We start from the raw sequence: 12,176 nt of genomic DNA on the forward strand, positions 1-12,176 counted from the left end.
GCGTTTAAGATGTACAATTGATACTTTAATTGAAATTTCCTAATCTCAGTGCGCCAAATTAAGTTTTGAAATTTTTTAAGTCAACGCACCCCTAACACGTTACTTTTAGGTTTCATTCAAAATTGTACCTTTTCGATTTAATGAAAAATTAATTATTTATCAATAACAACCTCCAAATTTTTGTTTAAAGCTATACTCATAATTGAGGGACTTCCTCTTAATTGAAAGGATAACGATTATGGCTCTTAAACCTGGACCAAAACCAATTGCTGATTCAACTGGCAAACCTGATAAACGTAGACGTGATAACAAAAATACTCCGGGGAACACCCCAGGATTAAAACCTAGTAAATCTTCAAAGAAATAGATAAGACTTGAAATTAAAGCTATCTTCACGGTAGCTTTAATCTAACGTAAATATACCTCAGTGATTTCTGGCCTAAAATGTCCCATTTCTTGCGAAACGGTTTCTAATGCTATTTGATATGGATATTGGTTGAGTATCAGCTCTAATAGCCTTTCTTGTGCGTAGCTATGCCTTAGGCCGTGAGCGCCATTGGAAAATGAAAGAGTACGGTTTGATGCTTTATTAAATGAATCAGACCACTTTTTACCGCCTCCTATATCGTAGCGCTGTAAGTAGTTTATTTTTCTGTCAACAACGGTGACCGGTTGTTTAAATTTACGAAGTTCTAATTTAGCTGATAAATCGTGAGGTATTAGTACTTCGCGTGTTAAGCCTCCTTTGCCTGTCACGGTATATAGCACACCGTTTCTACCAGACCACTTTGAATCAAAAGCTGGCCGTTTATCTGCTTTGCGCTCTTCAACTTTGGCTATGGTCAATAATTCATGCGCACGAAGCCCCGAAGAGAGTGCTATTTGTGTTGATAATGAATATTTAGATGTTTGGTGCTTACTTATTATTTGTGCTTGCTCTGTGGTGTAGGCGCGTGATTTAAGAATTTGCTGATTAATTGATTTAATAACGGGGAGGGTTTGCTTATCTTTAAGTTTGCCGTTTAGCCTCATCATTGCTTGTATAGCTTGGCGCTCCATATCCAGTGACTTTTGACCCACTATTTCTTTACGGTAATCTAAATAATTGAGTGCTTGATCGATGGTCATTGCCTGAATACCGTTTATGCCAATATCTTTAGCCCAAGAGGCAACGGTGTTAAGTGATTGCTCGTAGTTTCTGGCAGTTCCAAGAGACTTTATAAGCTTACTTTTTGTAAGCCCTTTTATGACATTGTGTGCTTGAGTTTTTGGTTTCGCAAATTTAGCCATGTTTTTTAATCCATCTTTGAATTGTTGACCAATGAGCATTGATACCTTTACGCTTTAGCCAGCGCTGAAGCTCGACAATGTTTGACCCTTGCTTGTAAATTTCTATTAGCTCGAATTTATGTTTATCAAGCTTAGATGTTTTTTTACGGCTTCCTGCGATTAACTTACTTTCAAATTTTAGTTTTTGGACTTCGATTAGGGCATCGAATTTCATGGTATGACTCCAGTCGTATTAAGGTTGTAAGATTGACTGGCAATAAAGCTCAGCGGCACTTAAGCCTATTCGCCCCTGTTTTTCGCATATGCGAAAGGCTCGGACTGATCTCGCCTGATAATTAACCTCATTTCTACGTGTTGTCAGCAGCTGGAGTGCGCCGTTTTTGGTTGGTTACTACCTTTGAAAAGATAGTATTTACCTCGTTACTACGTGTTGAAGGCAGCAGAATAGCGCCTGTTTTTTTCTGGCTCGTTAGAGCTTCAGTAACAATAAGATTACCACTTTAGAAATATTTTTCAATCTGCAAATAAAACCTGCGTATAAGAGTATGAATGTGTTGTCCCCCGCTATGTGTAAGCCGATTTTCGGCTTCGACATAGCGGGGGACAGGGGCGAAGCCCCAATGTTTAAAGAGAGGCTATTGCTCATGATGCCTCTATTAAAATTGGTTTTAAATTAATTACTCAACAACAGCATAAATTGACAAGTTTATTACACCAAGGTTACTTGCATTGGTTGTTAAGCACTTTTACACTAATCATTTTACTGGCGTAATTAAATGACTAAATACGAAACTGATTCTATTGAAGCGCAATATCAACTAGGATCTGAAAAACTAGTTTTAGCGAACAAGTTAGCGATTGTTGATGCAGCAGAGGTGGATGATGTTGAGGCTATTCTTTTAGTTAAACTATATGAAAAAATATTTACAACGCCAGAGCCAGAAGATGACGTTTTTTCTTTTCAAAATGTTGCTAATTGGCACAGACAATGGCTAGGTAATGTATACGAGTGGGCAGGTAAAATAAGAAGCGTTGATATGGGCAAAGGTGGATTTCAGTTTATGTCACCTCTGCAAATTGAAAGGCATATTAGCGTATTTGAAGATGAGTATTTATCTCGATTTAATAACTTACCAGAAATGACCGATGAAGAGCTTGTGTCATTTTTAGCTCAGAGCCATGTTGAGTTTATTCTAATTCATCCATTTCGTGAGGGTAACGGCAGGGTAAGCCGTCTGTTAATGGATTTTTTGTGTAGCAAAGCTGGAAAAGGAACGCTTGATTATAGCTTATGGGATGAGTATAAGGATTTTTACATTAAGTCAATTCAAGCGGGTGTAAACAGAGATTACCAACACATTGAAAAGCTCGTGAGAGGTATAATTAAATAGCGAGTGAAAGAGACTCATATTTAAGTTTATTTGCTTTTAACCTTTTTTCTATTGTTTTTACTGTTGCGCCAGTTTCAATGGCAGTTGAACTAGCAACAGATCTCAAAATCATACTTTTTGTGATTTTTTTCTTATCTTTACTCATTATTACCACCTCGAATAAATCATCTACATTTAATTCTACACCTAGAGCCTTATGTTATCAATTAACGTTATAAGATTTATGATTAAGAATTATAGCGGCTAAATTATCTTCTTCGCAGTAAAAAAATGCTGTTGGCACTTCTAATACTTTAGCTAGTGCCCGCACTGTTTGAAAGTCGGGTGAGTGAACGCCTTTTTCGTACTGATTCATTCTAGGCGAAGCCGCAAACTGATCCATTCCCGCCAGTATTCCTAGTTTTTTTTGCGAAAGTCCTTTTGCTAGTCTTGCCTCTTTTAGCCGTTTTGGAAACGGTGAACCATCATTCGTTTTCATTATATTTAATTCTTAACTTGAAAACTAAGAGTTTCTTAGCTTTAATGCATTCACGATACTAAGGAATACTTAGATAGAGGCGGGTGAAGCAAATGTTGTGGAAAGCAGTTAAGTTTATAGGAGCCGTGACGGTTGATATTTTGCTGGATGTTGATGATAAGTCTGAGCAAGATAAGTTCATTGATGAATACAATGATGGAACAGGAAATGTCGATCATTGTGGTGATAGCTACACAGAGCAAGAAGCGCGTGACGTTCATAGTCGTGGTGAGTTCTACAAATAGTTTTGACAGTTGCTTTGTTAAGTGCAATTGTTAAGTGGGTTTTTACACAAAATACAGGCTACGCAGTTGAAAAGCTGCGTAGTTTTTTATGATTAATTTTAACGTTTATTCATTTTTACCCGCGATTGATTTTTTATTTATCAGACTGCAAGGTCAGGATAATAGCCGTGATAAGTTATTATCGATTAGAAATAACCTAAGTAAGCTTAATGAAGCACAAGTACTTAGTGAGTTACTTACCTTAGACTTCATGTTTTACGATTATAGTAACGAGCAATCAGAGGTTTGGGATATACAACTAGAGTCTTTTTCATCGTTTTATAATCGATCAGAAAAAGTGAAGAAGTTTGATAATTACTACCCTGAGGCACATGTTCAATCAGTGTTTAAGTGGATGCTTATGCTTTGTGATGATTGCAGTGATAGTTTAAAAATCCAGCGCTCGGTAATTCATTAGCAGAGCCTTAGAGCAATTTAATTCCTCAAGTTCACTTGATTTATCATTATATCTCATTTAAATTCATCTTAAGCATAGTCATTATGCTTACTTATAATGCAAAGAGATAAAAAGATTTACCACAGAACATAGTAAAGTTAATAAAAAACAGGCGCCCAATGTTCGGGGCTGCTTTCAATACGTAGAAAAGAGGTTACTAGGGTACGCATATATTAATTATATGTACTAGCAAGTCCACGGCTCACAGAGCAATGTGGCATCTCTTTGCTCTAATTTACGTATTGGAGAGCGAATATGCAGTCATCAGAGATCTTATCAGTAAAAGAGCTGTCAGAGCTTTTACACCTATCTACAGGCACAATTAATAATCGTCTGAGCGCCCAGCGCAAGGCTATTGAGTCTGGAAAAGATGCCAACCTTTATCAAGTTCAACGTTTAGCTCCACCTTCTATTAAATTGGGACGAGTTCGCCTGTTTAAACGCGAAACAGTTGAGCAATGGCTTGCTCGCTTTGAAGGAGTGGAGGTGTAAGGAAGGCGAAAGGGGCTGCTTGACCGGCGACACCCCAAACGCACTTTGCATTTTCATATTATATGCTTGCCTTTAAAATAAGGCCACAATTCGAGTGGCCAGAATATACTATTGCCTATCCGAGTCAGTTTTATTCTCTAATTGAATTTAAGACACCTAAATATGTTCGAGGGTTACTAAGTAAATGCCATAAGTCTAAAAAATTTATTCATTTACTTGGGAACAGTAAATCAAAAAGCTTAACCGATTTTCGAGCTTTTAGACGGGACACTAGTAAGTTTGTTCGAGGAGTATTGTATAGTACAAGTGAATCAGTAGACTGCTATTACACTCCAAACGAATTTTTTAGTTGGCCTAGGGAAAGCAACCTTGCTCTACTGTCAGCGAATTGGATTGAAATTGATCTTAATCATAAATGTGATCCATTTGATGTTAGAAGGACAGAGGCTAAAATTGTTCCTGAAGTATTCAATAGGTTAAAACTGAGTAAGCTACCGCCGCCAACAGGCTATGTCCTTTCTGGCTCAGGTGGAATACATCTTTATTGGATTTACAATCCTGTAGATGCAGTCGCAATTAACAAGTTGATATGGCAACAAATCGCTAAAAGTCTAATTGAGAGTTTTGGAACGTCAGAGAGTTTTTGGCATATAGATCTTATGGCTACAAAAAGAATTAGCGGCTTTTTGCGCGTCCCAGGGTCTGTTCACAGCAGAACAGGATTGCATGCCAGGTATTTTGGCTCTGGTACTAAATATACATTTGATGAACTGTTGATGTGTTTAGATCTATGTCATTTACGGAAGGATATAGAGAAATCACAACTAGAATTCAAAACTAGTTTAGCTTCAAGCCCCAGAGATAAGATAGCAAAGCAACCAAAGCAACCAAAGCAACCAAAGCAACCAGGTCACCAACGCTACGGTCATAGCATTAAAGAATGGTGGCTAAAATGTATTAACAGTATTCAAAACCACTTTTATAAGCAGGGTGGGGTGCCAAAGGGTAAGCGAGATAAAACAGCGTTTATCCTGTTTGTTGCGTTTCAACATCTGAATAAAAACACCGCATTTGAAAAGCTAACAAAAATAAATGATGAACTAATTGGTTTATCATTAGAAGAGCTTGTTAGTTTAACTAGAACAGCAAAAACAACACACTATAAGTACAGAAAAGAGACTCTAGCTGATTACCTGGAAGACTTGTTCGGCTTTTGCCCTGAATACTTAAATGTTAAGTCAAAAGTGAAGTTATCAAGCGATGAAATTAAGGAGAGGCAGAAAAAAGCAGCTACAGACACTGCGATTAAAAAGCGAAGTAATTCGCAGCAGCTTGTTAAAAAAACTGTTAAAAAAATAACCAAAGAAACGGGCAACAAACCAACTCAACAGGCTGTTGCACTTTTTACTAATCTTAGTTTAAGAACAGTTAAAAGATATTGGATAACATAATGTGACAGGGCACTTAGATTGAAATTAAACAGCAAAATATGCAACAGTGGCAATACAGCTTAGAACTTTCTGGACTAGTTGCCCCGACCGCTTAGTGCCAATTGCAGTTGTTGAGCAGAAATTCTCTAACGGTCTGCTTTGAGCCTAAAAGCGGACAGTCGAACGTTAGACCTGACTGTTAAATTTGTGTCATTTGCAGATCATCATTCGACCTTGATTGAATTGGTGGTAATTGTAGTATTCCGGACAATCAGCTTCTTATTGGTGAATATACAGTTCAGTAATCATTTTCAGTTGTTTTAAATTTCCAGACGAAGAGCACCGTATTTTCTGCAATACGGTGCCCAACATTCACTCCTTAGTTAATTTCGAGTGCATCATCCGATATAAAATAGGCAAAACGACCAATGTTAGGATGGTGGACGAGATGATCCCGCCAATCACTACCGTTGCAAGCGGTCTTTGCACTTCAGCGCCAGTCCCGACATTCAGTGCCATGGGGATGAAACCTAAACTTGCTACCAGTGCCGTCATCAGAACCGGACGCAATCTTGTGATAGCTCCATCAACGATTGAGTTAATCAAGTCACCTGTTTCTAGTACTCGCTGTTTAATAAATGACAACATCACTAAGCCGTTTAGTACCGCAATACCAGAGAGCGCAATAAACCCGACTCCGGCAGATATAGACAGTGGCATGTCACGCATCCAGAGTGCGAAAACACCTCCTGTTAAGGCTAAAGGCACACCAGTGAAGATGATCAAGGCATCACGAAATGAGCCAAACACCACCACTAGTAACACAAGTATCAGGAAAAGCGTGGCCGGCACCACGATAGACAGTCGCTGACTGGCACTTTCAAGCTGTTCAAACGTGCCGCCATAATCCAGCCAGTAGCCTGCTGGTAGAGCTACCTGTTCGGTTATTTTGATTTTGGCTTCGTCAACAAAACTCCCCAAGTCGCGCTCTCTGACATTGGCGGTAACCACGACTCTGCGCTTACCGTTTTCTCGACTGATTTGATTGGGAACAGACGAGTACCCCAGCGTAGCGACTTCTGATAACGGCACAAATTCCCCATCCGATGTAATGATAGGAGTGCTGCCAATGGCATCTAAATCTGTGCGGATACCTTCACCAAATCGCACAAGCAACTCAAAGCGTCTATCTCCCTCAAAAATTAAGCCAGCAGTATTACCACCGATAGCTGACGCCAACCACTCCTGCAAATCGGCCACGTCCAATCCATAACGTGCCAACTCGACTAGCTTAGGGTTGATAGTGAAGATAGGGATATCATCGACCTGTTCAAGTCGTGCATCCGCCACGCCGTCAATTGATTGTAAAACCGTTAAGATGTCGTTTGCAGAAGCAACCAGCGTGGTTAAATCATCTCCGAAGACTTTTATACCAAGGTCAGCCCTTACCCCACTTATCAACTCGTTAAAACGCATTTGGATAGGTTGGGTAAACTCATAGTTATTGCCTGTCACCGCTTGTAAATCTCGCTCAAGGGTTTCCACGAAATCAGCTTTTGATAGGTTAGGATCAGGCCACTGCGCTCGTGGTTTTAGCATCACAAAGGTATCGGTTACGTTGGGCGGCATCGCATCGGTAGCTACTTCTGCGGTACCGGTTTTCGCAAACACTGTGAGTACCTGTTCGTATTCCATCAAGGTAGATTCAAGTGTTTTTTGCATTGCGACGGCTTGTTCAATACCTGTGCCCGGTATTCGCATGGCGTGCAGTGCGATGTCTCCTTCGTCAAGCTGGGGAACAAACTCAGAGCCTAATCGCGTTGCCAACCATAAGCTGCCCACTACCAGCACGACTGAGCCGAAAAGCACTATCCAGCGTAATTTCAGTGCAAGATTAATGATAGGACGATAGGCGGATTTAGCTGCAACAATAATGAAGCTTTCTTTCTCACTGACTTTACCTGCCATAAACATCGCGACTGCCGCCGGTACAATGGTAATGGAGAACAGCATCGCTGCTATCAGCGCCATGATGACCGTTGCCGCCATTGGTTGGAACATCTTGCCCTCAACGCCTGTCAATGAGAACAGCGGGATATACACGACAGTAATAATCAATACACCGAATAAGCTAGGACGAATGACTTCGTTGGTCGCTTGAAAAACCAGTTCTAGCCGCTCTTTAAGTGGCAAGACTGTGCCTGTGCGTTTCTGAGACTCGGATAACCGCCTGATACAGTTCTCTACGATGATCACCGCACCATCGACAATTAATCCAAAGTCCAATGCGCCAAGGCTCATTAGGTTGGCAGACACACCTGTATTAACCATCCCTGTAATGGTCGCCAACATCGCCAGCGGTATAACTGCCGCAGTGATGAGCGCGGCGCGAATATTGCCAAGCAATATGAACAAGATCACTATGACTAATAACGCACCTTCTACTAAATTCTTCTGAACCGTTTCGATAGCTTTATCGACCAATAGGGTACGGTCATAGACTGGCTCAATGACAATACCATCAGGTAAGCTGGATTGAATGTCCTTCACCTTTTTGGCAACGGATTGAGCAACGGCTCGTGAGTTTTCGCCGACTAGCATCATTGCCGTACCTAAAACGGTCTCTTCACCCTCCTGCGTTGCCGCACCAGTTCTCAGCTCCTTACCAATAGCCACACTGCCAATGTCTTTCACCGCAACGGGGACAGTATTAATGCGTTTTATTACCACATTTTCGATATCGCTAAGTGTTTGAAGTTGACCTTGTGAGCGCACCAGTATTTGTTGCCCATTTCGCTCAACAAACCCCGCCCCCTGATTGGTGTTGTTTCGCTCCAGAGCACGATGGATATCGCTTAGACTAATGTCAAAATTCAGCATAAGCTGTGGTTCAGGATTCACATGGTATTGCTTAACATAGCCTCCAATGGCGTTGACTTCAGTGATCCCCTTAACCAGTGCGAGCTGCGGTTTTACAATCCAGTCGTGTATCTCGCGAAGCGCCATTGCATTGTAAGGCTCACCATTTTTTTGCATCGCATTTTGCTTGGCTCGCAAGGTATACATGTAGATTTCGCCCAACCCAGTAGCGATAGGTCCCATTTCAGGCTCTAACCCTTCTGGTAGCTGACTTTTGATTGCGCCTAATCGCGTATTGATGAGATTACGCGCAAAATACAGATCAGTGCCTTCATCAAATACCGCTGTTACCTGAGACAGGCCGTAGCGTGATAAAGAGCGGGTGTAGGACAGGTCAGGTAATCCCGCCAGTGCTGTTTCTACTACGAATGTGATCCGCTGCTCGGTTTCCAAAGGCGAATAGCCCGGTGCTTGTGTATTGATTTGCACTTGCACGTTAGTGATATCGGGTACCGCATCGATAGGTAATTTTTGATAACTGAATATCCCCATGCCCAGCACAAGGAAGATCAACATCAGCATTATCCCTCGTCGCTCTATGGATAAACGTAATATGGATTCAATCATATGTTCGTCCCCCAATAACTGAGACGCATGACCAAGTAAATAGCATTGAGTTATTAGTGGTCATGACCGGCCTCCGACTTTTCTAAATCGGCTTTAAACAGGTAGCTGTTCTGGCTGACAATCACATCTGCAATGTGCAGACCTGATAACGCTTCAATATTGTAGTTATCTTGTTGACCTAAGGTAACGGGCACGGGACGGTATTCATCACCTTCTTTGACAAACACGACAGAAGCCCCTTCAAACTCTTGAATCGAAGCTTTAGGAACCATCATGGCGACATCAAGTTTGTTGATTGTGACAAGCCCTTTGATAGCCGCGCCAACCGGCCACTGACCTGAGGTATTAGCTATTTTGGCATACGCCAATACATACGGTTTTTCATCTGGCGAGGGTAAGATATGCTGGATAGTGGTTTCTAACGATGAGCCTGCCACACTAAGTTGAACACTTTGCTGCTCTGCAATATCAGAGAGCTGTTGTGGGAAGACTTTAAGCTGTGCCCACACGTCATCATAGTTTGCGATTGAAAATAACACTTGGCCATTAGATAACTCGCCTTCATTGGCATGTCTGGCAATCACGGTGCCTGAAAACGGCGCGGCAACGGGATAACTTTTCAGGCTTTCGTTGGATTCAACTACCGCCAGTGTCTCGCCTTTTTTTACCTTGTTACCTAAGTTTGCATTGACCTTAGTCACCATACCGTCGAATCGTGCACGCACATGACTCAGTGAAGCAGGGTCGGTCACTATATTTCCGTAAACAGTGGTGGTAATATTGAGACTACCCGTTTGCACACTTTGCGTCATTACGCCCATTTTTTGCGCCATGCTATCTGCCATGAATACGCGTTCATCCTTATGGGCTTCCTCTTTACCATGCTCGCCTTCTGATGCTTGTATTGTGGTGCTTGAAAAAAATCCCAACGCACTGCAAACAATGAAAACTAACAGCGTGTTTTGCTTCTTAATTAATATATTTTTGTTCATTTTGTTTTTCTCGAAAAAGAGGTGTTGATCGTATCCACAAGAGGCTGTGCAGTCAGTGATTCGATATCGGCACCACGCTGATGAGCTTGCTTCGCTGATTGAATTAAGGCTTGTTTGGCATTGAGTAGTTCTTGACGTGTACTCACCCATTCAAGGTAGCTGAATCGACCGTTGATATAGGCTTGTTCTACTAATTCCAGCGCTTGAACTAAGGGTGGGATAATAGAGTTTTGCAGTGTCTGTACATTGAGCAGCGCATTGTTTCTGACCATCAAGGCCATATTTAGCTGATGGTATAGGCTTTGCGTCGCTGACTCTTTTTGTTGTTCCAGCTGTGCCTGAATTGCTCGCTGTTTTTCGTACTCGCCAAGATTTCGGTCACCGGCAAACAGAGGCATACTCACGCCTGCTACAAAGGCTGTTTCATCTATGCCATTCATGCGCCTGATACCGGCCGTCCAGCTTAAATCCGATTGATTAGCTGCTTGAGTAAGGCGGACTTGGGAAGCCTGCAATCTCGAACCTTGCGTATAGACCTCAAGATTGGGACTGTCCAATAGAGTGGTGAAAAGCGCGGTTAACGAAGGAGACGATTGCAGCGCAAATAAGTCACCCTCCACATCAGTAAAAGAGGGATCTTTTTCCCCCCACAGAATAGCCAGACTATTTATCATGGCTTGCTTAGTTTGCTGTGCCGTCACCACATCCAGTCTAGCTCTTGCTAAAGCCGCTTCAGCGCGTTTCTGTTCAAATGCAGGGGAAGCACCTGCATCCACCCGTTTTGTGACTGCTTGATAGGTATATCGAGCAAGTGTTTCTGCATCTTTTTGCGCGTCAATTAACGCTTGTTGCGCCAATACATCGATGTAACGACGTGTCACTTCAGCCAGTACATCCAAGGTGTGCACTTGTTTTTGCGCTTCGACTAAGGTGGATTGCGCCTTAGCAAACGCCTTACGTGAATTGAGTTTATTGCCCAATTCAATGACCGACGACAATGTGAGAGTCAGCTCGGTGTCCTTAATGCCCGATACCTCGCCTGTTCCTAAGAAGTTTTCCACTTCAATGCCTACGTTGAGGGCTGGTTTGAGAGAAGCAGTTTTAATTTCTCCCTCAATTGCTTGTTGCTTGTATGTGAACTCATGCAATTCGGGCGAATTCGCTAATGTTCGCTGTATGGCGCTTTGCAAGGTCATTTCGCGATTGGTGATACTGTTTGTTTGTGCTACTACCACGGTGTGTGTTGTCAAAAGAACAAGCATCGTGGAAACCACCCAAGCGTGCAAACGCATAGGGCGACTCAATGAAATATGCATCATTGTTTTATTCCTAAATTATCAAAAATATATATCGCCAAGCAGTTGGCGAACGGTGTTTGATTAGTTCAGGGTTATGCTTTAGGTGGGCGTAGTAATTGCGTGACAGGTGCATCTATTACTTTTGATAAGTAATAGAAACCGTGATGGGTGGCAACCGAAGCCAGTTCAATTGCGGTGTTATTTCCAAGCCATTGGGCATGGGTTCCATGACAGTGACCACAATGGTGGCAATCAGCAGGATTGTGAGAAATATCTACGGGGGCGTTATCAGTATCAAGTTGTTCGTTAGATTGCAGTTGAGCATGCGTCTTCACAGAAGCGGTGTTATCTCCCGCCTGATGTTCATGTATTTCGCTTAGATGTTGCGAGTCGATAGCATGAAAATCCAAGGACTTGGCGACAGCAGAAAACGACTGAAACAAAATCAGCGAAATCAGCAGGTAACTTGTCACCCTTACACTAAACATATCTATCTACTCTCATCTTTTTCATATTAACAGGTAATCGAACTAAGACCA

At 41.9% G+C, this 12,176-nt stretch carries 13 protein-coding genes; 5 read left to right on the forward strand and 8 right to left on the reverse strand.

Going from position 1 to position 12,176, the window contains the following annotated elements; all coding sequences use genetic code 11:
* Positions 1–408: 408 nt before the first annotated feature.
* Positions 409–1,290 carry a site-specific integrase gene (locus tag WNY79_RS17660; protein ID WP_342876514.1) on the reverse strand — a complete coding sequence of 294 codons (882 nt, stop codon included), beginning with the start codon at positions 1,288–1,290 and terminating at the stop codon, positions 409–411.
* Positions 1,283–1,504, reverse strand: a complete 222-nt coding sequence (locus tag WNY79_RS17665) for a hypothetical protein (protein WP_008136222.1) — start codon at positions 1,502–1,504, stop codon at positions 1,283–1,285. Before WNY79_RS17665 ends, WNY79_RS17660 begins: the two co-directional genes overlap by 8 nt.
* Positions 1,505–2,066: 562 nt before the next feature.
* Here WNY79_RS17665 and WNY79_RS17670 point away from each other — a divergent pair.
* Positions 2,067–2,681, forward strand: coding sequence for a Fic family protein (locus WNY79_RS17670; RefSeq protein WP_342876515.1), 615 nt, complete (start codon positions 2,067–2,069; stop codon positions 2,679–2,681).
* On the opposite strand, the gene WNY79_RS17675 is transcribed toward WNY79_RS17670, so the two are convergent.
* Complete coding sequence (locus tag WNY79_RS17675) at positions 2,674–2,826, reverse strand: hypothetical protein (RefSeq protein ID WP_165722308.1); 153 nt, start codon at positions 2,824–2,826, stop codon at positions 2,674–2,676. The genes WNY79_RS17670 and WNY79_RS17675 overlap by 8 nt on opposite strands.
* A 57-nt stretch (positions 2,827–2,883) precedes the next feature.
* Complete coding sequence (locus WNY79_RS17680) at positions 2,884–3,159, reverse strand: helix-turn-helix transcriptional regulator (RefSeq protein ID WP_096793372.1); 276 nt, start codon at positions 3,157–3,159, stop codon at positions 2,884–2,886.
* A gap of 92 nt (positions 3,160–3,251) precedes the next feature.
* Here WNY79_RS17680 and WNY79_RS17685 point away from each other — a divergent pair, with 92 nt between their 5' ends.
* The 4 genes from WNY79_RS17685 (at position 3,252) to WNY79_RS17700 (ending at position 5,882) form a co-directional block, all read left to right on the forward strand.
* On the forward strand, positions 3,252–3,443 hold the full coding sequence (locus tag WNY79_RS17685; protein ID WP_058549637.1) for a hypothetical protein: 192 nt from the start codon (positions 3,252–3,254) through the stop codon (positions 3,441–3,443).
* An 88-nt stretch (positions 3,444–3,531) separates the two neighbouring features.
* Complete coding sequence (locus tag WNY79_RS17690) at positions 3,532–3,900, forward strand: hypothetical protein (protein WP_058549638.1); 369 nt, start codon at positions 3,532–3,534, stop codon at positions 3,898–3,900.
* A 294-nt stretch (positions 3,901–4,194) separates the two neighbouring features.
* Positions 4,195–4,431 carry a helix-turn-helix domain-containing protein gene (locus WNY79_RS17695; RefSeq protein WP_058549639.1) on the forward strand — a complete coding sequence of 79 codons (237 nt, stop codon included), beginning with the start codon at positions 4,195–4,197 and terminating at the stop codon, positions 4,429–4,431.
* A gap of 62 nt (positions 4,432–4,493) precedes the next feature.
* Positions 4,494–5,882: a hypothetical protein gene (locus tag WNY79_RS17700; RefSeq protein ID WP_058549640.1), complete on the forward strand. Its 1,389-nt coding sequence runs from the start codon at positions 4,494–4,496 to the stop codon at positions 5,880–5,882.
* 351 nt (positions 5,883–6,233) lie between these two features.
* On the opposite strand, the gene WNY79_RS17705 is transcribed toward WNY79_RS17700, so the two are convergent.
* The 4 genes from WNY79_RS17705 to WNY79_RS17720 form a co-directional block, all read right to left on the reverse strand.
* Positions 6,234–9,347, reverse strand: coding sequence for a CusA/CzcA family heavy metal efflux RND transporter (locus WNY79_RS17705; protein ID WP_058549641.1), 3,114 nt, complete (start codon positions 9,345–9,347; stop codon positions 6,234–6,236).
* A 53-nt stretch (positions 9,348–9,400) separates the two neighbouring features.
* Positions 9,401–10,339 (reverse strand): efflux RND transporter periplasmic adaptor subunit, encoded by a 939-nt coding sequence (locus WNY79_RS17710; protein WP_342876516.1) that lies wholly within the window; start codon positions 10,337–10,339, stop codon positions 9,401–9,403.
* Positions 10,336–11,658, reverse strand: coding sequence for a TolC family protein (locus tag WNY79_RS17715; RefSeq protein WP_180270423.1), 1,323 nt, complete (start codon positions 11,656–11,658; stop codon positions 10,336–10,338). Before WNY79_RS17715 ends, WNY79_RS17710 begins: the two co-directional genes overlap by 4 nt.
* Positions 11,659–11,729: 71 nt before the next feature.
* Positions 11,730–12,125: a hypothetical protein gene (locus WNY79_RS17720; protein ID WP_058549643.1), complete on the reverse strand. Its 396-nt coding sequence runs from the start codon at positions 12,123–12,125 to the stop codon at positions 11,730–11,732.
* Positions 12,126–12,176 lie beyond the last annotated feature (51 nt).

Source organism: Pseudoalteromonas sp. AS84 (genome assembly GCF_038900255.1).
Classification (GTDB): Bacteria; Pseudomonadota; Gammaproteobacteria; order Enterobacterales; family Alteromonadaceae; genus Pseudoalteromonas.

What these genes read in the sequence shown, in the direction of transcription:
- WNY79_RS17670 (WP_342876515.1), top strand. Translation starts at nt 2,067, where the DNA reads ATGACTAAATACGAAACTGATTCTATTGAAGCGCAATATCAACTAGGA.
- WNY79_RS17685 (WP_058549637.1), top strand. Translation starts at nt 3,252, where the DNA reads ATGTTGTGGAAAGCAGTTAAGTTTATAGGAGCCGTGACGGTTGATATT.
- WNY79_RS17695 (WP_058549639.1), top strand. Translation starts at nt 4,195, where the DNA reads ATGCAGTCATCAGAGATCTTATCAGTAAAAGAGCTGTCAGAGCTTTTA.
- WNY79_RS17720 (WP_058549643.1), bottom strand. Translation starts at nt 12,125, where the DNA reads ATGTTTAGTGTAAGGGTGACAAGTTACCTGCTGATTTCGCTGATTTTG.
- WNY79_RS17700 (WP_058549640.1), top strand. Translation starts at nt 4,494, where the DNA reads ATGCTTGCCTTTAAAATAAGGCCACAATTCGAGTGGCCAGAATATACT.
- WNY79_RS17675 (WP_165722308.1), bottom strand. Translation starts at nt 2,826, where the DNA reads ATGAGTAAAGATAAGAAAAAAATCACAAAAAGTATGATTTTGAGATCT.
- WNY79_RS17660 (WP_342876514.1), bottom strand. Translation starts at nt 1,290, where the DNA reads ATGGCTAAATTTGCGAAACCAAAAACTCAAGCACACAATGTCATAAAA.
- WNY79_RS17715 (WP_180270423.1), bottom strand. Translation starts at nt 11,658, where the DNA reads ATGATGCATATTTCATTGAGTCGCCCTATGCGTTTGCACGCTTGGGTG.
- WNY79_RS17690 (WP_058549638.1), top strand. Translation starts at nt 3,532, where the DNA reads ATGATTAATTTTAACGTTTATTCATTTTTACCCGCGATTGATTTTTTA.
- WNY79_RS17710 (WP_342876516.1), bottom strand. Translation starts at nt 10,339, where the DNA reads ATGAACAAAAATATATTAATTAAGAAGCAAAACACGCTGTTAGTTTTC.
- WNY79_RS17705 (WP_058549641.1), bottom strand. Translation starts at nt 9,347, where the DNA reads ATGATTGAATCCATATTACGTTTATCCATAGAGCGACGAGGGATAATG.
- WNY79_RS17665 (WP_008136222.1), bottom strand. Translation starts at nt 1,504, where the DNA reads ATGAAATTCGATGCCCTAATCGAAGTCCAAAAACTAAAATTTGAAAGT.
- WNY79_RS17680 (WP_096793372.1), bottom strand. Translation starts at nt 3,159, where the DNA reads ATGAAAACGAATGATGGTTCACCGTTTCCAAAACGGCTAAAAGAGGCA.